Below are 20,712 nucleotides of genomic sequence, written 5' to 3' on the forward strand. Positions count from 1 at the left end.
GGGTGCTTACGGGGTGGCCGTGGTGGCTTCGGCGGAGCGGTTTTCGGCGAGGTCGTCGCCGGGCATCACGAAGCCGTACCGACGCATGATCTCGCGGGCGGTGTCGGCGTTCATGTAGTCCGCGAAGCGGTGCGCGGTCTCGTTGTGTTCTCCGCGCCGAGTGATCACGAAGCCCTGGGTCAGGGGTTCGTGCAGCGCGTCGTCGATCAGGTAGTGCGGGTGCTCGGCGAGATCGGGAAATTCGGCCAGCGACAGCGCGATGATGCCGATGTCCGCGCCCCCGGCCTGCACCATGCGCGCGGTCTGGGCGATGTTGTCGCCGTTGACGATCTTGGGTTGCAGCTCCTCCCAGACGCCGGCGGCCTGCAGCGCCTCCATCGCGCGCACGCCGTAGGGGGCGTGGGTGGGCGAGGCGATGGCGACGCGGCGGATATCGTCGCGCGTCAGGTCTTCCAGCGTCATCGTGGAGGCATCCATGCGGTTGCTCCACAGCACGATGCGGCCGATGGCGTAGACCTCCGGTTCGGTGGCCGCGTGACCCTCGGCGCGCAGCTTCTGCGGGTAGGCGATGTCGGCGGAGAAGAACACGTCGTACGGCGCACCGTTCATGATCTGCGTGGTCATGCGCCCGGAGGAGCCGTAGGTGACGCGTACCGCGTCGTCCGGGTGCGCCTCGCGGTAGGCGTCCAGGATCTCGTCCAGGGCAAAGCGCAGGTCCGAGGCGGCGGCGATGGTCAGCGGGCCGTTGGCGGCGGCCAGGCCGGGCAGCAGGAGGAGCAGGGTCAGGAGGAGGGCGCGCAGGTGCATGGTGGGGAGAGTTCCCTGTGGGTGCGGGTTGCGGTTGGCTCGGGTGGTTTGTCCGGCGACTGCTTCGTCGCGGTGCTCCTCGCAGTGACGGTGAGGCTGAGGATATGCGGTTCGTTATATTTCAGCTTGCATATCGACTGGCGCAATGATGCGGGGCCGGGGGAGGGCCGTCAAGGCTTGGGTGGTGGTTACGGCTTGTGGTCTTCGGCGAGGAAGTCGGCGAAGGCGTGCAGTTCGTCGCGCAGGGCCTCGCAGGCCTTGCGTTCCATGTCGCGGTAGCGCGCCAGTACGGTCTCGCCGAATTCGGTGATCTGCGCCCCGCCCCCGCCGGAGCCGCCCTTGGCGGTGGTGATCACGGGTTCGCGGAAGCTCTGGTTCATGGTCTCGACCAGGTCCCAGGCGCGGCGGTAGGACATGCCGACACTGCGCGCGGCCGCGGAGATCGAGCCCTTGTCGCGAATGGCGTCCAGCAGCATGGCCTTGCCCGGGCCCATCGCGGTGACCTCGCCCAGCAGTACGCGCAGGCGCGGGGCCTGTGCTGGGTCCTTGTGGTCGTCGGAATGCTGGGTGCTCATGCGGGGTCTGGCCTGGGGTTTACCGATGCGGAAACGGGAAGGGCGTGTGATGACGAATGATACCCGGAATGGTAGGAGGCCAGCCCTCTGGCCGATGGGGGCCGATCCGGCGCCGCATCGGCCAGAGGGCTGGCCTCCTACGGGGGAGCGTTGAGGGCCGGGGTGCGATACCCCGGCCTCCGGTTCAGGCCTTGCCCTGGAGCTGCGGGATGACGGCCTCGTTCTCCAGTGTGGAGGTGTCGGAGGTGATCTCCTCGCCCTTGGCGATGGAGCGCAGCAGGCGCCGCATGATCTTGCCGGAGCGGGTCTTGGGCAGGCCGTCGGCGAAGCGGATGTCGTCCGGCTTGGCGATCGGGCCGATCTGGTCGGCGACCCAGTTGCGCAGCTCCTTGATCATCGCGTCGGCCTCGTCGCCGGTCAGGCGGTCGCCCTGCAGGATCACGAAGGCGACGATGGCCTCGCCCTTCACGTCGTGCGGGCGGCCGACCACGGCGGCCTCGGCCACCGCCTTGTGCGCGACCAGGGCGGATTCGACTTCCATGGTGCCCATGCGGTGGCCGGAGACGTTCAGCACGTCGTCGATGCGGCCCATGATCCAGAAGTTGCCTTCGGCGTCGCGCCGGGCGGAGTCGCCCGCCAGGTAATACTTGCCACCGAACTTGGGCCAGTAGGTGTCCTTGTAGCGCTGGTCATCACCCCAGACGGTGCGCAGCATGTGCGGCCACGGCTTCTTGATGACCAGATAGCCGCCCTGGTCGGCGCCCAGGCTGTTGCCGTCCTCGTCCACCACGTCGGCGGCCACGCCGGGGAGGGGGCGCGTGCAGGAGCCGGGGACCAGCGTGGTCGCGCCGGGGATCGGGGCGATCATGTTGGCGCCGGTTTCGGTCTGCCACCAGGTGTCGACGATGGGGCAGCGCTTCTGGCCGACGGTGGTGTAATACCACATCCAGGCCTCGGGGTTGATCGGCTCGCCGACCGTGCCCAGCAGGCGCAGCTTGGACAGGTCGTACTGTTTGGGGAGGTCCGGGCCGGCCTTCATCAGCGCGCGGATCGCGGTGGGGGCGGTGTAGAACACGGTCACGCCGTGGTCCTGGCACATTTTCCACCAGCGCCCGGCGTCGGGGACGGTCGGCGTGCCTTCGTAGACGACCTGGGTGGCGCCCGCGGCCAGCGGGCCGTAGGCGACATAGGTGTGGCCGGTGATCCAGCCGACATCCGCGGTGCACCAGTAGACGTCGTCGCCCTGCAGGTCGAACACCCACTGGTTGGTGACGATGGCGCCCAGCAGGTAGCCGGCGCTGGAGTGCTGGATGCCTTTGGGCTTGCCGGTGGAGCCGGAGGTGTAGAGCAGGAACAGCGGATGCTCGGATTCCACCCACTCGGGCTCGCAGTCGACGGATTCGCCGTCCACCGCGTCCTCCCACCAGATGTCGCGGCCTTCGTGCATGGTCACGTCGTTGCCGGCGCGCTTGCACACCACCACCTTCTCGACGTCGCCGCCGTTGGAATCCAGCGCCTTGTCGACATTGGCCTTGAGCCCGACGACCTTACCGCCGCGCTCGCCGCCATCGGCGGTGATGACCACCTTGGCGCCGGAATCCACGACGCGGTCACGCAGCGCGTCCGCGGAGAAGCCGCCGAACACCACCGAGTGGATCGCGCCGATGCGGGCGCAGGCCTGCATGGCGATCACGGCCTCGGCGTTCATCGGCATGTAGATGATGACGCGGTCACCCTTCTCCACGCCCATGCCCTTGAGGGCATTGGCCAGCTTGCCGACCTCGTTGTAGAGATCGCGGTAGGTCAGGTGGCGGGTGTCGCCGTTCTCCGCCTCGAAGATCAGGGCGGTCTTGTTGCCGCGCACCTCGAGATGGCGGTCGATGCAGTTGTAGGACACGTTCATGCGCCCGTCGGCGAACCACTGGTAGTGCGGCGCGTTGGAGTCATCCAGGCCCTGGGTGAACTCGGTCTGCCAGTCGATCTGCTCGCGCGCGAGGTCGCACCAGAAGCCCTCGTAGTCGGCCTCGGCCTTCTGGTGCAGGGCCTCCAGGTCGGCCGGCTTCAGGCGGGCGTTTGCGGTGAACTCCGCCGGCGGCGCGAAGTGGCGCGTCTCGGTGAGGGTGGACTCGATGTTGTCACTCATCAGGGCCTCCAGATCGATTTCTTGTTTGGGGGCGGGAGCGGCCTGGGGCCAGTCCCGTCAGGGTTTCCATAGTGGGTGCGAGGATAGCATGCGAACCGCCCGCTGGCCGCGCCTACCAGAGCCATGCGGGGCGGAACAGCACGCGTCCGAGCGGCAGCTTGCCGTCCGGCGATTGCCGGCTCAGCAGGGCGGCGAACAGCTCGCCCGCGGCGATGGCGTCGAACAGCGCGTCGTGCGCGCGATACGCCGGCAGGTTGTAGCGCGCGCGCAGGGTATGCAGGCGCAGCCCGTGGGCGGGGATTGGCTGGCCCGCGCGGCGCAGGGCCGTCTCCGCCAGGCGCAGGGTGTCCACGATCGCCAGCGGCGGGCGCACGCCGTACAGCCGCTGGCAGGCCTGTTCCAGGAAGCCGATCTCCAGCGCCGCGTGGTGCGCCACCATGACGCGTCCGGCGAGGGCCTCGAACAGGGCGTCCAGCGCCTCCTCCAGCGGGACGCCGCCGGCAGCCCGCTGATCCGTGATGCGGTGGATCACCGCGCTGGCCTCCGGCACCGGTCCCTCGGCGCGCACCAGGCGCTGGTCCGCGGTCGCCAGGTCGATGCGGGCGCCGTCCATCGCCACCCAGCCGATGCTGAGGATGCGGTCGCGCTCCGGATCCAGCCCGGTGGTCTCCAGGTCGACCGCGAGGAAGCGGCTGGCCGCGACGGCCTGGCCGGCGCGCGGCAGGGGGGTCTCCAGGGACGTACGCAGCGGGCCCGGCGGGGCCCGGCGCGCGGCGCGCCGGCGGGCCCGGCAGAAACGCCAGTGCCCGGGTGGTCGGCGCCAGTCGGGATGGTTGAGCGGGCAGACCATCAGCTGACGGGGGCCGGGCCGGGCATAGTCGAGCGGTTCATCCGTGGACGCGCTCGGCGTTCGCGAGCGCCGTCTTGCGGGCGTCGCTGACCAGGCGGAAGGCCGTCTTCAGGTGGCTGCGCTCCAGCGTGGACAGCTCGGCCGGGTCCAGCGCGTTGTCCGGGGGCTGGCCGTTGCGGATCTGGTTCGCCTGGTGGCGGGCGCGCAGCTCGGCGATGTAGCGCCAGGCATCGATCAGGTTGTCGGCCGTAGTGTCGCTGATCACACCGGCGCGGGCGGCGGCGCGCAGGCGTTCCACGGTGCTGCGCGCCTCGCTGCCGGCATGCAGGGCGAAGACCCGTGCCATGGCCACGATCGGGAGCAGGCCGCGATTCTTCAGGTCCAGGGTGTCCGCGTGCTCGCCGCTGTCCTCCAGCACGAACTGCCGGAAGAAGCCCAGCGGTGGGGGCAGGTCGCGGGCCTGGTCGGCCAGGGCGCTCAGCAGGGCCTCGTGGCGCGCCCCGGTTTCCAGGGCCCGCTGGCGCAGGGGCTCGAACAGCGTGGCGTCCCCGTGGATCACGCGCATGTCGAGATAGTGGGTGGCCAGCATCGCATCGCGCGCGGCGGGGTGATGCAGCACGCGTTCCATCTCGCGGGACCAGTCGGCGGCGGGGCGGCGCCAGTCCGGGTGGGTGGGGTCGACATCGCCGGGGCAGGCGCGGATGCCGCAGGCATCAAGGCCGGCGGTGACCTGGCGGGCCAGTGCCTCGAACCAGGCGCCGGCCCCCTCCGGTGCGTCGTCGGCCAGGATGAGCGCGGTGTCCTGGTCGGTGAATACGGTCTGTTCGTGGCGGCCCTGGCTGCCGCTGGCCAGCCAGGCATACGCGCAGGGGGCCGATCCCTGGTCACGCTCGCAGAGCTCGATCAGGCGCTGGGTCAGGGTGTCGATCACGGTGGTGATGGTCTGCGTGAGCTGCACGGCATCCGCGCCGGAGTCCACCAGCTGGGCCTGCAGCCGGGGCAGGGCCTGCATCACGGCCTTCAGGCCGTCGAGATCGTCGGCGCGGCGCAGGTCGCGTACCAGGTAGACGGCGCTGGTGCCCTGATGGCGGATCAGGTCGGTGCTGGAGAGCATGCCGGCCAGGGTCCCGTCCGCCTCGTGGACGACGGGGAGGTGGTGGATGTCGTGGCGGGCCATGCGCAGCAGGGCCTCGAAGGCGGGCGTGTCGCGCTGGACGGTGGTCAGCGGGCCGACCATCGACTCGGCCACGGGTTGCCCGGGGTCGATGCCCTTGGCGATGGCGCGACGCAGGTCGGTGTCGGTCAGGATGCCTTCGGGGGCGCCCGGCCGGTCCGGGGCGTGCAGCAGCAGGGCGGAGACGTCGGCGTGGTCCATCAGGCGCGCGGCCTCGCGCAGGCTCAGGGTGCTCGGTGCCAGCACCGGGTTCGGCGTCATCAGCGCGCGGACTGGCGTGGTCAGCAGCCCGTTGTCGTCCCCGTGGCCGTGGGGCGCCCCCCCGGCGGCCAGGGGGCGCGGCGCGTCGTCGGCGAGGAACTGGGCGATGGTGCCGTCGCGGGCGGCCAGTTGCCGGGCGCGTTCCAGGGGCAGGTGGTAGACCAGGGCATCCTCGGTCACGGGGCCGAGCGGGGTCTGCGGTGACGCGGCGATATGCACCAGATCGCCTTCGCCCAGGCGGTCCAGCAGGGTGTCGCGGGCGTCGCGGATCTCCAGGGTGCCGGTGCGCACGATCCACAGGCCGGGCTCGGCGTCCGGCGGGAAGCGGCTGCCCTCGCGCAGGTAGCGCAGGGTGAGCTGACGCACGATCGCATCCCGGCTGGCCGCCGGCAGGGGGGCCAGGTCCGGGCAGCGATCGAGAAACTCGCGGATCTCTTCGAGTTCGCCGTTCATGCGCGGGTCCGTGTGGCGATATACCCGGGGAGACACCGGGTCGTGGATACGTTGGGGTTCAGGGCGCGGGGCAACCGGCAATCGACCGGGTTCGGGTCGATTGCCGCTTGTCCCGCGGGACATGTGCCAGATAAAAGGGGCCGACCCGGTGCACCCGAGCCGACCCCGTCGTTACTTCTGAAACTCCATCCAGTCATGGTGACGGGAGCCCCGCCATGCCGATGCTGCCAGGCATGACGGGGCCGATCATCAGCTTTCGGTGCGCGGTACGCGCACGCTTTCGACCAGGTCCTGGATGTCCTTCGGCGGTTCCTTGGTCATCTTCATCACAATGTAGGCGGTGATGAAGTTGAAGGCCGCGCCGATGGCGCCGAAGCCGGTCGGGTTCACACCCAGCAGCCAGCCGTCCGGATTGTCCGGGAGCATGGCGGTGCCGGAGAAGAAGAACCAGCCCTTGTACGTGAAGATGTACAGCAGGGTGGTCCCGAGACCGACCAGCATGCCGGCGATCGCGCCTTCCTTGTTCATCTTCTTCATGAAGATGCCCATCATCAGGGTCGGGAACAGCGAGGCCGCGGCCAGACCGAAGGCCAGTGCCACCACCTCGGCCGCGAAGCCGGGTGGATTAAGCCCCAGATACCCCGCGAACAGGATGGCAACCGCCATGGCGATACGTCCTGCCATCAGCTCGTTCTTCTCGCTGATCCTGGGCATGAATACGCCCTTCAGCAAGTCGTGCGAGATGGCCGACGATATGGCGAGCAGGAGCCCCGCCGCGGTCGACAGTGCGGCAGCGATACCGCCCGCTGCGACCAGTGCGATCACCCAGCCCGGAAGCCCGGCGATCTCGGGGTTGGCCAGCACCATGATGTCGCGGTCGAGGGTCACGATCTCGGAGCCTTCCCAGCCGTATTCCTCTTCCGCCATCGCGGCGAACTCTTCGTTGGCGTCGTTGTAGTACTGGATCACGCCGTCGTCGTTCTTGTCCTCGAACGCCAGCAGACCGGTCTGCTCCCAGCGCTCCATCCAGGCAGGCCGGTCCGCGTGGGCCAGGTGGCCTTCCTCGGTGCCGATCTCGCCCGGATGCACGGTGTTGACCAGGTTCCAGATGGCCATCGCACCGACCGCCGGGGCGGTGGTGTAGAGGATGCCGATGAACACCAGCGCCCAGCCGGCGGACTTGCGGGCATCCCGCACGCGCGGAACGGTGAAGAAGCGGATGATCACGTGCGGCAGACCCGCGGTACCGATCATCAGCGCCAGGGTCAGCAGGAACATGTTCATCAGGCTCATGCCGCCCACTTCGGTGTAGGCGTGGAAGCCCAGATCCACCATCGTCTGGTCCAGCGCATCCAGCAGGTAGGTATCGGAACCCTGCAGGGTGGAACCGAGACCCAGCTGCGGCAGCGGGTTGCCGGTCAGGGTGATGGCGATGAAGATCGCCGGCACCGTGTAGGCAAAGATCATGATCACGTACTGCGCGATCTGGGTGTAGGTGATGCCCTTCATCCCGCCGAGCACGGCGTAGATGAACACCACCGCCATCCCGGCGAACAGCCCGGTGGCCAGCGGCACCTCCAGGATGTTGGAGAAGGCGATCCCGACCCCGCGCATCTGCCCGATCACGTAGGTGACGGACATCACGATCAGGGAGATCACCGCGATGATGCGCGCGGCCTTCGAGTAGAAGCGGTCACCGATGAATTCCGGCACCGTGAACTTCCCGAACTTGCGCAGGTACGGGGCCAGCAGCAGGGCCATCAGCACGTAGCCGCCGGTCCAGCCCATCAGGTAGGCGCCCCCGGTGAAGCCGAGGAAGGCGATCAGGCCGGCCATGGAGATGAACGATGCGGCGGACATCCAGTCCGCGGCCGTGGCCATGCCGTTGGCGATCGGGTTGATGCCGCGCCCGGCGACGTAGAACTCGCTGGTCGAACCGGCACGCGCCCAGATGGCGATGCCGATGTACAGGGCGAAGGTCGCCCCGACCACGAGCAGGCTTAGAGTCTGTTGATCCATGACAGGCTTACTCCTCGTGGACGTTGAACTTGCGATCCAGGACGTTCATGCGCCAGGCATAAACGAAGATCAGGATGATGAAGGTGTAGATCGACCCCTGTTGTGCGAACCAGAAGCCCAGCGGATAGCCCCCCAGCTGGAACGCGTTCAGGGGCTGGGCCACCAGGATGCCCAGCACGAACGACACCAGGAACCAGATGGCCAGGCAGATGCCCAGCAGGCGCAGGTGCGCCCGCCAGTACGCCTGCCGGCTCAGGTCTTCTTGTGACATGACGATGCTCCTCTCGTAAGGTTTTGTTGTTTGCCGTGATCCTTCACAGCTGGTACTGCACCTCAAGCTGTCCCTGCAGCTTGCGGGCCTGCCGGAAACTCTCCTTGAGCACCCGTCCCTCCAGGGCGCCCAGTTCTTCCGGCCGGATTCGGTTGTCGTCGTCGCGCCCCTCGCGCAGGGCCTTCTGCTGTGCGCGCAGGCGCAGCATCTGCAGGTAGCGCAGCGCCGCGTGGTAGTCGCGGGCATCGGTTTCGCGCATCACGTCCGCGGTGACCGCCTGGTCCAGACGGTCGTGGGTGCGCGTCGCCGGCAGCTCGGCGGCCAGCGCGATGACGCGCGCGGCGTCGACGAAGGGTGTGAGCCCCTGCTTCTTGATGTCGATGCCCTCGGCGCCGCTCTTGATCTCGCCGAACAGGCCCAGCGGCGGCCGGAACATCTGCTGGTTGGCCGCCATCTGACGGCGGAACCGGCTGTTGAACGCGGTCTTCTGCAGCAGCCGGGTGCGCAGGGCCTCGACCGGGCCGGCATCGCCGTCCACCGCGCGCAGGTCGAAGAAGATCGTGCTCTTGAGCAGGTGCTCCGGGGTGCCCTGCTCGATCCAGCGGGTAAAGCGTTGATCCCACTCCGGGCCGCTCAGGCAGCACTCCGGATTGCCGGCCATGATGTTGCCGGGGCACAGGGTGAAGCCGCATTCCGCCAGGGCCTGGTTCACGGCCTTCGCGTAGGGCAGCAGGCGCTCGCGGATGGCGTCCGCATCACCGGCCTCGGCATCGAACAGGATGCCGTTGTCCTGGTCGGTGACCAGGGCCTGTTCCTCGCGGGCCTGGGAGCCAAACGCCAGCCAGGTGAAGTCGATGCCCTCGATGCTCGGGTGTTCGCCGCGCAGCAACGCCAGCACGCGGCGGGTGGCGTGCTCGTTGAGGCGGGTGATCAGACGCAGGACCTGATCCGCCTCCGCGCCCTGGCCGACTACCGCCTCGATCAGGCGCGGAACCTGACGCAGGCGCTCGGCAATGGTCGCCACCGAGTTCGCGCGGCGGATCTCGCGGACCAGGCCATCCAGGGTCAGCGGCTGGCTGGTCAGCAGGTCGCGCTCGCCCAGCACCCCGACCAGGCGTCCGTCACGCACCACGCACAGGTGGGTCATGCCGTGCTCCGTCATTGCCTCGATGCCCTCGAACCCGGGGGCGTCTTCGGCCAGGGCAACCGGGTCCGGCGTCATCACGGCGGCGATCGGCGTATCCAGGTCCACATCCGCGAGCGCCACGCGCGCCAGCAGGTCGTGCAGGGTGAAGATCCCCACTGGTCGCTGTTCCGCGTCGACCGCGACGATGGAGCCCACGCGTTCGTCGCGCATCGAGGCGAGGACTTCGCGCAGGCGCGATTCCGGGCGGCAGGTGACGGGCTCGCGCGCAATGCGCAGCGCCAGGGGCGTGTTGAGCTGACCGGCGGACCCGCCGTCGCGGGCGGACAGGGTGTCCAGGCCCTGCTGCAGGCGGTCCAGGAGATTGGCCAGGCGGCGGGTGCAGAAGTCGTTGAAGACCTTCGAGCGTGCCCGCAGGCGGTCGAAGTCCTCCAGGTTCAGTTCCAGGCAGACGGTGTCCTCGGCCGCGCGGTGCACGGTGTGCACGGCGCGTCGCCCCAGCAGGGCACCAATCGGGAAGCATTCGCCGGGGATCAGCTCCCAGGCCTTGCCGGAGAGCTGTTCGTCTTCGCTGGGGGTCTCGCCCCGGATGCGGCCCTGGCGAATGATGTGGAAACGCTGTGCGGGGCCGGCCTCGGGGTCGGTGATGCGGGCTCCCCGGGCATAGAAGCGGCTCTCCAGCCGTGGAAGCAGGAATTCCAGCGCGTCCGCCTCGAGCTGGTCGAACGGGGCGTGGGCGCCGAGGAACTCCCGGGTGCTGTCGAGCGCGTCAGACATGGCGTGGGCGGCATCCCCAAGGTGATCGTGTTCACGTTTCGGGGATTCACTGCAAATAGCGCGCCAATCTTGCTGCCGGGGCGGAACAGTGACTTGCGCCCGGCTGGTTCTTCAGTGTGTTACGTCGCGTAACACCGGTGTTTCTTACCGTTACACCCGCCTCCGGGGTGATGGAGACGGGCGTTTCGCTAAAGCGGGGGCCGGCGCCCGGTGATGAAGAAGACCACGGCCAGGATCAGCCCCACGACAAACAGGATCCAGGCGATCTGCGTGGCGGCTCCGGCGATGCCGCTGAGGCCGAGCGCGCCCGCCACGATCGCGACAATCAGAAACAACAGGGCCCATCCCAGCATCGGTTTTCTCCTTTTCGGTCATCTGAAAATATCAGTGTAGGGCAGAAATTTTGATTCAGTGTGGGGTTTGTATCCGGCTTGGCGCACCCGTTCTCATTTCGGTTTTTCGAATCGCGACGCGGCGCGCATGTTGAGGACGCATTTTGCAAACTGGTACGCGGTGCAATAAGAGCGAGTCCTCGAATGTGAATCCGTTCCCGCGGCGCGCGCTGCGTTTCCATGAGAATGGTTCGGTGAACGACAGGACCCGGGTTGGCCGGACAACACCTTGAGTATTTAATTCACGGGCAGGTGCGAGATGAACAATGACGTGCGAGTAAAAGACGCGGGCGTGGACCCCGGTGCGTATTGGACCCGGCATCCGGTATATGCAGTGGGCCTGGTCCTGGGCCTTGCCGGCCTGCTGGCGGGGTGTTCCGACTCCGGCCCGGCACAGGAGGCCGGCGAGACCGTGGACGAAACGGTCGAGGAGGTAGAGGAGGACCTGCGTGGCTGGGTCGAGGATCTGCGCGAGGAAGAACGCCAGCAGGACGAAGCCGGTGGCGAGCAGGCGCCTTCCGCGAACGAGGACCCGCTGCGCGAACTGGACTGACACCGGGTGTCCTTAACCCGGCACGGGTCCTGCGGGATCCGGGGGCGCGTGTCGGTGGATCAGCGTCGTCCCCGCGCATTTTTGCGGTGCTGATTGTGGTCGGGTTCGCGTTGTGAGTGGGGCGCTTTTGGGGTTTTTGCGGTTATCCGGAGGACATCACAGGTTCGGCCTTTTTGGTTATATGACGGTTCGGGAGAATCGGCGCGCCTTTGGTGATCAACAATGTTTCAAGGAGACGCGCAAATGAAAAAATTCCTGCTTGCAACCGTTGCAGTGGCAGCCTCGGGTCTTCTGGTACCGCAGGGAGTGATGGCGGATCCATCCGACCGGAGCGAGGGGCTGTACATGGGCCTGGGAACGGGTTTCAGCTCGCTGAAGAATGATCGGGACGAGGTCGCTGATTTTATTGGTTCTGGTGCCTCCGACTACCGCCTGGATGATGACGACAACGTCTGGCGCGGGTTCGTTGGATACAATTTCAATCCTTACGTGGGGGTCGAGGGGGTCTACTCCGACCTCGGGAAGGTGAAGCTGCGCGGTGACGAGCAGGGTGCGCACACCGACATCAAGTCGAGTGCCTACGGGGCGAGCGTGCTCGGCAAGCTGCCGATCGGGCAGCATTTCGAGTTCTTTGCCGAGGGAAACACTGGATAATGTACACGCTCGCGTTGACACCCCAGGTTCTCCGAGGCAAGGCGCGCCGTGCAGCGGGTAGTGGTTCTACCCGCAAGCGGTGCAACGCAGGATCGGGGAACCTGGGGTGCCAACCCTTGGGGCTCGGCCGCTTTTGCGCGCGCACGGCGTTGCGGTTCCCTTGTGCAGAATGACTGCACGGCAGTCACCGCGCCTTGTTCGCACGCGAAAGCGACTCGAGCGCGAACGCGTACATTATCCAGTGTTTCCCTTGGCGGGTCTCGCCAAGTGGGATGCGGATGTGCGCGGGAACCTGGGGGATGAGAGCCTTACCCTGCGTAACAACGATGGCGTGGACCCGGTCTACGGAGTGGGTGCGCAGGTGAAGCTGGATCGCTTCCTGATTCGCGCCGAGTTTGAGCGCTACGACTTCGACAGCGACTACAAGATCGACGCCTTCACCGCGTCGTTGGGCTGGCGATTCTGACAACCGACCGCGCGGGCTTCGGCAGACCGCACGCGCAAGAAAAGACGCCGCCCCGGGATGTGTTCCGGGGCGGCGTTTTGCGTGGGGGAGGGCGGGTCGGGGGTCAGGCGGCCTGGGCCAGGCCTTCCTGGCGCCCGGGGCGGCCCTCCTTCAGGGTGACCAGTTCCTCGGCGCTGGTGGGGTGCAGCGGGATGGTCAGGTCCAGGTCGCGCTTGGTCGCGCCCATGCGCACCGCCACGGCAAAGCCCTGCAGCATCTCGTCGACATTCGCGCCGATCATGTGGATGCCGACGACCTTTTCATCCTCCCCGGCGCAGACCAGCTTCATGGCCACCGGCGGCACCTCGCCCTCGGCGAACGCGCGGTTCAGGCCGCCGAACTGGGTCTCGTAGACGCGTACCGAGTCGCCGTGCTTCTCCACCGCCTGCGGCTCGGTCAGACCCACCATGCCCGCGGTCGGGTGGGTGAAGGTGACCGTGGGGATCTGGTCGTAGTCCACCGGTACCGGCTTTGTCTCGGGGGCGTACCAGTGGGCGGCCAGGCGCCGGCCGGCGGCGATCGCCACCGGGGTCAGCGGCCCTTTGCCGATGATGTCGCCCAGGGCGTAGATTCCGTCGACATTGGTGGCCTGCCATTCGTCCACCGGGATGATGCCGCCGCGGGCGATCTCGACTCCGGCCTCTTCCAGGCCCATGTCGCTGGTGGCCGGCTTGCGGCCGACAGCCCACAGGACCTTCTCATAGGGGCCCAGCTCCTGGCCGCCCTCGAGCTGGACGGTCACGGCGCCGGGCTTGCCGCCCAGGCCGGCGACCTTCACGCCCAGGTGGCGGTCGATGCCCTGGTACTCCATGTGCTGGTCCAGCGCCTGCGAGACCATCGGGTCGAACATCTCCAGCACGCGGTCCTCCATGGCGACCACGTCGGTCTTCACGCCCATGGAACGCAGCATGCCAGCCATCTCCAGGCCGATGTAGCCGGCGCCAATCACGGCGATGGATTCCGGCAGCTCGGTCCATTCGAAGAAGTCGTCGGAGGTCGCGCCCAGCTCGGCACCCTCCAGCGGCGGCACGATCGGGGCGCCGCCCATCGCCAGCACGATGCGCTCGGCGGTGTATTCGGTGCCGTTGTCGCTGACGACCTGGTTCTTGCCGGTCAGGCGGGCGCGTTCCGGAATGTGGGTCACACCCAGCTTTTCCAGGTGTCCGGACCAGAACTGGTTCAGGTCCTTCAGCATGGCCTGGCGCTTGTTGGCCAGGTCGGCGTAGCGGATGCCCTTGATCTCGACGTCCACGCCGAACTCGCCGGCTTCGCGGGCGTGCGACATATGCTCCGCGGCGTACCAGGTGAGCTTCTTGGGCACACAGCCCTCGTTCACGCAGGTGCCGCCCAGCGGCTTGGGATCGAACACGGCGACGCGCGCGCCGTGCGGGGCGGCGCGTTCCGCCACGGCCAGACCGCCGCTGCCGCCGCCAATCACGATGATGTCGTAGTGTTCCATGTCGATTCCTCGAAGGGTTCGGTGAAAGTGTTACATAACGACCGCGCTACGCGCGGGCGCCAGGATCTGCCATCCGTGTCCGGACGTCCGCCCGTGCGGGCATCCGGACACGGATGGCCACCCATGTTCCGGGTGACCACCCGGGGCGGGACAGCACCCGCCCCGAGGGGCAGAGACGACTTACGCCGCCTTCTTCTCGCGGGAGATCCATTCCTGCAGATCTTCCGAGCCGCCGATGCGGTGGCCGCCCACGAACACCTGCGGGACGGTCATCGCGCCGGTGGCGGCGCGCAGGCTGCGCAGGCTGGCGTCGCGGCCCAGGATGATCTCTTCGTACTCGAGACCGGCGTTCTCCAGCATCTCCTTGGCGCTGGCGCAGTACGGGCAGCCCGGCTTGGTGAAGACGACCACGTCTTCGGGGCAGGCCGCATCCGGGGCGACGTGGGCGAGCATGGTGTCGGCGTCGGAGACCACGAAGGGGTCGCCCGGCTCGTCCGGCTCGATGAACTGCTTCTCGATCACGCCATCGCGCACCAGCATGGAGTAGCGCCAGGAGCGGTGGCCGAAGCCGAGGTCGCTCTTGTCGACCAGCATGCCCATCTGCTCGGTGAACTCACCGTTGCCGTCGGCGATGAAGGTCACGCGGTCGGCCTGCTGGTCGGCCTGCCAGGCCTCCATCACGAAGCCGTCGTTGACCGAGATGCAGACGATCTCGTCGATGCCGTGCTCCTTGAGCACCGGCGCCAGTTCGTTGTAGCGCGGCACGTGGGCCGAGGAGCAGGTCGGGGTGAAGGCCCCCGGCAGGGCGAACACGACCACGTTGCGGCCATTGAACAGGTCGGCCGAGCGCACGTCGTGCCAGTCGTTGTCCTTGCGGCAGCGGAAGGTGACTTCCGGTACGCGCTGACCTTCGCGATTTTCGAGTTCCATGAGTTGTACTCCTTACAGTTGAGTGTTGATTGCCAGAGAGAAGATTTTGTTTTCGGCCGGGTCGATGCCCGACTACGGGACTCAAGATAAGGCCTGGCTAATGATTGATCCAGTGTTTCTTTTCTATTTGATCGTTAGCTTCTGACTATCGTTCTGCCGGTCGCGGTGGTTGCAGCGATTCCATTGCCTGGTCCTAAGGTTGACGCGTTCGCCGGAAATGCGGAAGCTTGCCGCCCCGATTCGGAAACGCCGAATCGCGGACCGCGTTATGGTGGTCCGTATCAGTCCCCTCGCGACGACAGGCTGTGAACCCCGCCAGGCCCGGAAGGGAGCAACGGTAGCAGCTGCGTCGGGCGCCGGGGTGTGGCGGGTGCGGGCCACCACCCTATTTCCCTGCGGCCCGGATCCCTGCGGTGATGCCCGCACCCGGGCGTGCACATGACTCGATCGACGGGGGAGGCATGAGTCACCAGGTTCTGGCCCGCAAGTGGCGTCCCTCGCGCTTCGAGGACCTGGTCGGGCAGCCGCATGTGGTGCGCGCCCTGGCCAATGCCCTCAGCGGCGATCGGCTGCATCATGCCTACCTGTTTGCCGGGACCCGCGGGGTGGGCAAGACCACCATCGCCCGCATCCTCGCGCGCTGCCTGAATTGCGAGACCGGCGTGACCGCCACGCCCTGCGGCGAGTGCCGCTCCTGCGTCGAGATTGCCGAGGGTCGCCATCTGGACCTGATCGAGGTGGATGCCGCCTCGCGCACCCGGGTGGACGACACCCGCGAGCTGCTGGACAACGTCTCCTATGCGCCGACCACCGGGCGTTTCAAGGTGTACCTGATCGACGAGGTCCACATGCTCTCCGAGAAGAGCTTCAACGCCCTGTTGAAGACGCTGGAAGAGCCGCCGGACCACGTGAAGTTCCTGCTGGCGACGACTGACCCGCAAAAACTGCCGGTCACCGTGCTGTCGCGCTGCCTGCAGTTCAACCTGAAGCCGATGCCGCCGGCGATGATCGCCGAGCACCTGACGCGCATCCTCGCCGCCGAGGGCGTGGAGGCGGAGCCGGGCGCGCTGCTGCGCCTGGGCGAGGCGGCCGAGGGCTCGATGCGCGATGCGCTGAGCCTGACCGACCAGGCGATTGCCTATGGCGGTGAACGCCTGAGCGAATCCGATGCCTGCGACATGCTCGGGCTACTCCCGCGCACGCGCCTGGCCGGCTTGCTGGATGCCGTGTTTGCCGGGGACGGCCCCGGCCTGCTGGCGGGGCTGGCGGAACTGGACGCCCTGGGCCCCGACTGGTCGCGGCTGCTGGATGAACTGGCCGCGCTGGTGCATCAGGTGGCCGTCCAGCAGGTGGCCGGCACGGCTCCCGGGGCGGGCAAAGAGGCGCTCGCCTGGGCCCGGGAGGCCGCCGACCGGGTCGACCCGGAGACGATCCAGCTGGCCTATCAGATCCTGGTGCACGGGGTACGCGATCTGCCCTATGCCCCGGACGCGCGCATGGGCGTGGAGATGACCCTGTTGCGGTTGCTGGCCTTCCGGCCGGAGCCGGTTCCCGGGCCTGCGGGCGAATCCGGTGACCCCCCGCCGCGGCGGCCGGCCGCTCGCGAGGGGACCGCGTCGGCGCCGTCCACGCGCACCGCATCCCGGGCATCGGCGCCCGCCGCCAGCGCCCCGGCCACCGCCGCCCGGTCCACCGATGAGGCCGGCGCCGCCGCGCCGCCGTCACGCCCCCGGGAACAGGTGAACGAGCCGGCGCCGCCGGTGCCGGAGGCCGAAGCACCGGCCGGTGACACCGCGCCGCGTCAGGCGCGCGAGGCGTCGCCTTCCACGGCCGGCCCTTCCGCGCCGGAGGCGGCTGCGCGGCCCGTCGCGGCGGATGGCGCTTTCGACTGGTACCGCTTCGCCGAGGGGCTGCCCATGGGCACGGTGCGCGAACTCGCCCGGCACGCCGAGCTGCGCGAGCATGACGCGGAACGCGTGGTGATCGCGGTGGCCCCGGGCACACTGTGTACCGATCGTGCCAAGGGCCGGCTGAAGGATGCGCTGGAGAACGCCCTGGGCCACAGCCTGCGCCTGGAGATCGTCAACCAGTCCGAGCCTTCCGGGGAGACCCCCGCGGCCCGGCTTGCGGCGGCCTCGGCGGAGCGTCAGGCTAGCGCCGAGACGGCCATGCGCGAGGACCCGGTGGTCCAGGCGCTGGGCGAGGAATTTGGCGCCGAACTGGGGGCCGTGCGGATTCGCGAACCCGGCGAGACCCCCTCGACCGGCGGTGCCACGCCAGACAAGTAACTGAACTAGAAACCGCCGCGTTGCGGGGCAGGAGATCGAACCGATGATGAAAGGTGGCATGGGCGGCCTGATGAAGCAGGCCCAGAAGATGCAGGAAGACATGCAGAAGGTGCAGGCCGAGCTGGCCGAGATGGAGATCGAGGGCCAGGCCGGTGGCGGGCTGGTCAGCGTGGTCCTGACCGGCAAGTACGCGGCGCGCCGGGTCAAGATCGACCCCAGCCTGTTCGAGGATGACCGCGACATGATCGAGGATCTGGTGGCCGCGGCCATCAACGACGCGGTGCAGAAGGTCGAGTCGACCACGCAGGAGCGCATGGGCAGCCTGACCGAGGGCATGGGCCTGCCGGCGGGCATGAAGCTGCCGTTCTGACCGGCCCGGTCGGACGCGTCTGATGGATGCGGAACTGGACGAGCTGGTCCAGGCGCTGCGCTGCCTGCCCGGGGTCGGGGCGAAATCGGCACGGCGCATGGCCCTGCACCTGCTGGAGCGCGACCGCGAGGGCGCGCGGCGCCTGTCGCGGGCGGTCGACGAGGCGGTCCAGCGTATCGGGCACTGTTCCGTCTGCCGCACGCTCACCGCGGCCGAAACCTGCAGCCGGTGTGCCGATCCGGAACGCGATTCGCGGGTGATCTGCGTGGTGGAAAGCCCCGGGGACGTGCTGGCGATCGAGTCGGCGACCGATTTCGGCGGGCGCTTTCATGTGCTCCTCGGGCGACTGTCCCCGCTGGACGGCATCGGCCCGGAAGAGCTGGGGCTGAACCGGCTGGAGGCGCGCCTGCAGGCCGAGGGCGTGGAAGAACTGATCCTGGCGACAAACACGTCGGTGGAGGGCGAGGTGACCGCCCATTACCTCGCGGAGATGGCGGCGCGCCACGGGGTGCGCACCACCCGGATTGCCCAGGGTATTCCCAGTGGTGGCGAACTGGAGTACATCGATGCCGGGACCCTGGCGCATGCGCTGTCGGGTCGGCGTGAATATTGATACGTGGTAATATTTTGACCGATACGGGAGTGGCGGCATGACCGATTGTGTGTTCTGCAGGATCGTGGCGGGGGAGATCCCGGCGAAGGTGGTCTTCGAGGACGACGCGGTGCTGGCCTTCGAAGACCTGAATCCGCAGGCCCCCGAACATGTGCTGGTGATCCCGAAAAAGCACATCGCCACGCTCAATGATCTGGACGCGGCCGACGCCCCGATCATCGGGCAGATGACCCGGGTGGCCGCGCAGATTGCACGCGATCGCGGATTTGCGGAAAACGGTTATCGAACCGTGATGAATTGCAACGAACACGGGGGCCAGACGGTCTACCATATACACATGCATGTCCTGGCCGGGCGTGCGCTGAGCTGGCCCCCGGGCTAGGCAAGAAGAACAACAATACGGATCACTGGTGTGACGCGACACGGACTGAACGGTGCAGCCCCGACGAACCCGCCTCAGGTGCAAGGCCTGGGGCGGGTTCGTCTGCGTGGGCCCCGTTCTTCGCTGGTCGCTGGAGTGCTGCTGGTCGGCGGGTTCGCGGTCGCAGCGGCGCCGGCCAGCGCGGACGACCGCTATTCGCTGCTCGCGTCGCCTCAGACGCAGGGGTTCGCGGGTCCGGATGCGGCGATCACCACGCTGCGCGGCGAACCGGAGACCGGTCGCGACAGCGATTCGCGCTACCGGCTGTCGGTCCGCAGTACCGGGGATGCCTCGATCCTCGACGATACCGACAATGCCTTCGCCAGCACGCGCCAGTTCGAGGCGGTGGGCGGTTACCACCAGGAGCTGGGCGGTGGTTTTGGCTACGGCCTGAATCTGGGGCTGGGCATGGAGACCCGGCCGGACTGGAACGACCTCGGCCCCGCCAGCGAGTCCACCGCGTATTTCACCGACTTCAGCTTCGGTCCGACCTTTGCCTCCGGTCGCTTCGACAGCCAGTTCCGGGTGGGGGTGCGCCAGCCCCTGTCCAGCGAGGCCCGTGACCTGGGCTTTGGCTATGGCACGCGCTATCGCGAGACGGGCCGTACTGCCGGCTACCTGAGCCTGGACGGCCGCCTGCGCCTGCAGAACCAGTCCGAGCTCTCCCTGAGCCTGTACTACGACGACTATTCGCTGAACTCGGCGGACAACTGGCTGGCCGATCGCCTCGAGTTCGAGGGTGCAAGCCGCGAGCCGACCTCCTCCGTCATCGGCGTCGAGATGGGCCTGACCTTCTGATCCCGGCCCCCGCCGCGACACCTCCTGCCTCACGTTTCACCGCGCCTCTCACTGCACGCTATCCACGGTGCGGCCTCCCTGCGTTCCTCTGATTTTCACCACGAAGCTCACGAAGGCACGAAGAAGGGCAAAACCGTGTAACCACAGAGATCACAGAGGACACGGAGTATGGCAAGACGATTGCCGGAATCCTCGAAGGCCGGGTGAAATGCCCCAGAAACCTGGACATTAGGTTTTCGCTGTTACCGTCCCCAAGGTCCACTCCGTGCCCTCTGTGTTCTCCGTGGTAAAACGCCCTTGCCCTTGATCTTCTTCGTGCCTTCGTGCGCTTCGTGGTGAAAACAAACGGCCTTTAGCCGCGGGCGCGGGTCTGGGCGGGGATTTCGGCGGCGAGTTCGTGCCAGGCCTGCAGGCGCTCCGCGGGGAGTTCGCCGGCGTCGATGGCGGCGCGAACCGCACAGCCCGGTTCGGTCTGGTGGCGACAGTCGCGAAAGCGGCAGGCCACCGCCCGTTCCGCGATGTCCGGGAAGCCGCGCTCCAGGGTATCCAGTGACGGGATCTCGGGCGTGAAGTCGCGCACGCCGGGCGAGTCGATCCAGGCACCCCCGTTGGCGAGCGGGTACCACTGCGCGGTGACCGTGGTATGGCGGCCCTCGCCGGAGGCGGCGAGATCGCCGGTGGCCGGCGCCATGGCGTCGGCGATCCCGTATTGATCGAGCAGGGCGGCCACCAGCGAGGACTTTCCGACGCCGGACTGACCAATCAGGATATTGGTGTGCCCGGCCGCGGCCGCCGCCAGTTCGTCCAGCCCATACCCGGTCCTGGCGGAGACGTACAGCGGATCGAGATCCAGTTCGCGATAGGCGGCCAGCCACTCGGGGGGCTCGGCGGGGCCGGTGTCCTGCTTGTTCACCAGCAGGCGCGGGCGCGCGGGGAGGTTCAGGATCGCGACCAGAAAGCGGTCAATCAGGTTACGCGACGGGGCGGGTTCCGGCGCGATCACGATCCATACGCAGTCGATGTTGGCGGCAATCACCTTGCGTCGCCCGAACCCGTCCCGCCGGACCAGGACGTTGTCGCGATCGAGCTGGCGCGCAACCTGTTCTCCCACGGCGTCCAGCTCCACGCGGTCGCCACAGGCGAGGTCGCGGAAGCGCCGGTGCAGCCGCAGGCGTCGCGGTGGCTCGTGGTCCACCGCGATGTCGGCCATCTGGTTGTGGCGGGCGAAGACCCGGGCGACCCGGCTCAAGCCGGG

The 20,712-nt window shown here is 67.9% G+C and carries 18 protein-coding genes, 1 other RNA gene and 2 pseudogenes; 9 read left to right on the forward strand and 12 right to left on the reverse strand.

Features of this window, described 5'->3' with window-relative positions; all coding sequences use genetic code 11:
• Positions 1–6: 6 nt before the first annotated feature.
• From modA to D103_RS13895, 9 genes are all read right to left on the reverse strand, one after another.
• Positions 7–807 (reverse strand): molybdate ABC transporter substrate-binding protein, encoded by an 801-nt coding sequence (gene modA / locus D103_RS0106445; RefSeq protein ID WP_018876221.1) that lies wholly within the window; start codon positions 805–807, stop codon positions 7–9.
• A 188-nt stretch (positions 808–995) separates the two neighbouring features.
• A complete protein-coding gene (locus tag D103_RS0106450) occupies positions 996–1,382 on the reverse strand; it encodes a winged helix-turn-helix domain-containing protein (protein ID WP_018876222.1) in 387 nt (128 codons plus the stop codon).
• Positions 1,383–1,566: 184 nt separating this feature from the next.
• Positions 1,567–3,525, reverse strand: coding sequence for an acetate--CoA ligase (gene acs / locus D103_RS0106455; RefSeq protein ID WP_018876223.1), 1,959 nt, complete (start codon positions 3,523–3,525; stop codon positions 1,567–1,569).
• A 112-nt stretch (positions 3,526–3,637) separates the two neighbouring features.
• Positions 3,638–4,249 carry a 3'-5' exonuclease gene (locus tag D103_RS0106460; RefSeq protein WP_026280285.1) on the reverse strand — a complete coding sequence of 204 codons (612 nt, stop codon included), beginning with the start codon at positions 4,247–4,249 and terminating at the stop codon, positions 3,638–3,640.
• 163 nt (positions 4,250–4,412) lie between these two features.
• Complete coding sequence (locus D103_RS0106465; RefSeq protein WP_018876225.1) at positions 4,413–6,263, reverse strand: putative nucleotidyltransferase substrate binding domain-containing protein; 1,851 nt, start codon at positions 6,261–6,263, stop codon at positions 4,413–4,415.
• A 249-nt stretch (positions 6,264–6,512) separates the two neighbouring features.
• Positions 6,513–8,282: a sodium:solute symporter family protein gene (locus D103_RS0106470; protein ID WP_018876226.1), complete on the reverse strand. Its 1,770-nt coding sequence runs from the start codon at positions 8,280–8,282 to the stop codon at positions 6,513–6,515.
• A 7-nt stretch (positions 8,283–8,289) separates the two neighbouring features.
• Complete coding sequence (locus D103_RS0106475; protein WP_018866543.1) at positions 8,290–8,553, reverse strand: DUF4212 domain-containing protein; 264 nt, start codon at positions 8,551–8,553, stop codon at positions 8,290–8,292.
• Between the two features lie 43 nt (positions 8,554–8,596).
• On the reverse strand, positions 8,597–10,474 hold the full coding sequence (locus D103_RS0106480) for a DUF294 nucleotidyltransferase-like domain-containing protein (protein ID WP_018876227.1): 1,878 nt from the start codon (positions 10,472–10,474) through the stop codon (positions 8,597–8,599).
• Between the two features lie 188 nt (positions 10,475–10,662).
• Entirely contained in the window at positions 10,663–10,827 is a 165-nt protein-coding gene (locus tag D103_RS13895; RefSeq protein WP_018866545.1) for a DUF1328 domain-containing protein, read from the reverse strand.
• Between the two features lie 298 nt (positions 10,828–11,125).
• Between D103_RS13895 and D103_RS0106490 the strand changes: the two genes are divergently transcribed.
• From D103_RS0106490 to D103_RS13410, 3 genes and pseudogenes are all read left to right on the forward strand, one after another.
• A complete protein-coding gene (locus tag D103_RS0106490; protein ID WP_231366583.1) occupies positions 11,126–11,419 on the forward strand; it encodes a hypothetical protein in 294 nt (97 codons plus the stop codon).
• Positions 11,420–11,662: 243 nt separating this feature from the next.
• A pseudogene (locus D103_RS13405) lies at positions 11,663–12,059 on the forward strand (outer membrane beta-barrel protein); the annotation flags it as partial.
• Positions 12,060–12,326: 267 nt separating this feature from the next.
• Positions 12,327–12,539: pseudogene (locus tag D103_RS13410) on the forward strand (hypothetical protein); the annotation flags it as partial.
• Between the two features lie 103 nt (positions 12,540–12,642).
• Here D103_RS13410 and gorA read toward each other — a convergent pair.
• Together gorA and D103_RS0106505 are read right to left on the reverse strand one after the other, a co-directional pair.
• Positions 12,643–14,037 carry a glutathione-disulfide reductase gene (gene gorA / locus D103_RS0106500; RefSeq protein WP_018876228.1) on the reverse strand — a complete coding sequence of 465 codons (1,395 nt, stop codon included), beginning with the start codon at positions 14,035–14,037 and terminating at the stop codon, positions 12,643–12,645.
• A 180-nt stretch (positions 14,038–14,217) separates the two neighbouring features.
• Positions 14,218–14,967: a glutathione peroxidase gene (locus tag D103_RS0106505; RefSeq protein WP_018876229.1), complete on the reverse strand. Its 750-nt coding sequence runs from the start codon at positions 14,965–14,967 to the stop codon at positions 14,218–14,220.
• A 279-nt stretch (positions 14,968–15,246) separates the two neighbouring features.
• On the opposite strand from D103_RS0106505, the gene ffs reads away from it, so the two are divergent.
• The 6 genes from ffs to D103_RS0106535 all read left to right on the forward strand — a co-directional run bounded on the left by ffs (position 15,247) and on the right by D103_RS0106535 (position 19,457).
• Positions 15,247–15,343, forward strand: an RNA gene (gene ffs / locus D103_RS13905) — signal recognition particle sRNA small type.
• Between the two features lie 85 nt (positions 15,344–15,428).
• The gene (dnaX, locus tag D103_RS0106515) at positions 15,429–17,255 is read left to right on the forward strand and encodes a DNA polymerase III subunit gamma/tau (protein ID WP_018876231.1); all 1,827 of its coding nucleotides are present in this window, start codon (positions 15,429–15,431) and stop codon (positions 17,253–17,255) included.
• Positions 17,256–17,298: 43 nt separating this feature from the next.
• The gene (locus D103_RS0106520; protein WP_018866552.1) at positions 17,299–17,625 is read left to right on the forward strand and encodes a YbaB/EbfC family nucleoid-associated protein; all 327 of its coding nucleotides are present in this window, start codon (positions 17,299–17,301) and stop codon (positions 17,623–17,625) included.
• Between the two features lie 22 nt (positions 17,626–17,647).
• Complete coding sequence (gene recR / locus D103_RS0106525; protein ID WP_018876232.1) at positions 17,648–18,238, forward strand: recombination mediator RecR; 591 nt, start codon at positions 17,648–17,650, stop codon at positions 18,236–18,238.
• Between the two features lie 37 nt (positions 18,239–18,275).
• Entirely contained in the window at positions 18,276–18,620 is a 345-nt protein-coding gene (locus D103_RS0106530) for a histidine triad nucleotide-binding protein (protein ID WP_018866554.1), read from the forward strand.
• 30 nt (positions 18,621–18,650) lie between these two features.
• On the forward strand, positions 18,651–19,457 hold the full coding sequence (locus D103_RS0106535; protein ID WP_369772231.1) for a hypothetical protein: 807 nt from the start codon (positions 18,651–18,653) through the stop codon (positions 19,455–19,457).
• Positions 19,458–19,809: 352 nt separating this feature from the next.
• Here the strand turns inward: D103_RS0106535 and rsgA are convergent, their stop codons facing one another.
• Positions 19,810–20,706: a ribosome small subunit-dependent GTPase A gene (gene rsgA / locus D103_RS0106540; RefSeq protein ID WP_018876234.1), complete on the reverse strand. Its 897-nt coding sequence runs from the start codon at positions 20,704–20,706 to the stop codon at positions 19,810–19,812.
• Positions 20,707–20,712: the final 6 nt, after the last annotated feature.

The sequence above is a fragment of the Thioalkalivibrio sp. ALE31 genome, from assembly GCF_000377405.1.
GTDB lineage: Bacteria > Pseudomonadota > Gammaproteobacteria > Ectothiorhodospirales > Ectothiorhodospiraceae > Thioalkalivibrio.

Excerpts from the sequence above, each read along its gene's own strand:
- modA (WP_018876221.1), bottom strand. The coding sequence starts at position 807 with ATGCACCTGCGCGCCCTCCTCCTGACCCTGCTCCTCCTGCTGCCCGGC.
- D103_RS0106465 (WP_018876225.1), bottom strand. The coding sequence starts at position 6,263 with ATGAACGGCGAACTCGAAGAGATCCGCGAGTTTCTCGATCGCTGCCCG.
- D103_RS0106475 (WP_018866543.1), bottom strand. The coding sequence starts at position 8,553 with ATGTCACAAGAAGACCTGAGCCGGCAGGCGTACTGGCGGGCGCACCTG.
- D103_RS0106490 (WP_231366583.1), top strand. The coding sequence starts at position 11,126 with ATGAACAATGACGTGCGAGTAAAAGACGCGGGCGTGGACCCCGGTGCG.
- dnaX (WP_018876231.1), top strand. The coding sequence starts at position 15,429 with ATGAGTCACCAGGTTCTGGCCCGCAAGTGGCGTCCCTCGCGCTTCGAG.
- acs (WP_018876223.1), bottom strand. The coding sequence starts at position 3,525 with ATGAGTGACAACATCGAGTCCACCCTCACCGAGACGCGCCACTTCGCG.
- D103_RS0106470 (WP_018876226.1), bottom strand. The coding sequence starts at position 8,282 with ATGGATCAACAGACTCTAAGCCTGCTCGTGGTCGGGGCGACCTTCGCC.
- D103_RS0106450 (WP_018876222.1), bottom strand. The coding sequence starts at position 1,382 with ATGAGCACCCAGCATTCCGACGACCACAAGGACCCAGCACAGGCCCCG.
- D103_RS0106520 (WP_018866552.1), top strand. The coding sequence starts at position 17,299 with ATGATGAAAGGTGGCATGGGCGGCCTGATGAAGCAGGCCCAGAAGATG.
- D103_RS0106505 (WP_018876229.1), bottom strand. The coding sequence starts at position 14,967 with ATGGAACTCGAAAATCGCGAAGGTCAGCGCGTACCGGAAGTCACCTTC.
- recR (WP_018876232.1), top strand. The coding sequence starts at position 17,648 with ATGGATGCGGAACTGGACGAGCTGGTCCAGGCGCTGCGCTGCCTGCCC.
- D103_RS0106530 (WP_018866554.1), top strand. The coding sequence starts at position 18,276 with ATGACCGATTGTGTGTTCTGCAGGATCGTGGCGGGGGAGATCCCGGCG.
- gorA (WP_018876228.1), bottom strand. The coding sequence starts at position 14,037 with ATGGAACACTACGACATCATCGTGATTGGCGGCGGCAGCGGCGGTCTG.
- D103_RS13895 (WP_018866545.1), bottom strand. The coding sequence starts at position 10,827 with ATGCTGGGATGGGCCCTGTTGTTTCTGATTGTCGCGATCGTGGCGGGC.
- D103_RS0106480 (WP_018876227.1), bottom strand. The coding sequence starts at position 10,474 with ATGTCTGACGCGCTCGACAGCACCCGGGAGTTCCTCGGCGCCCACGCC.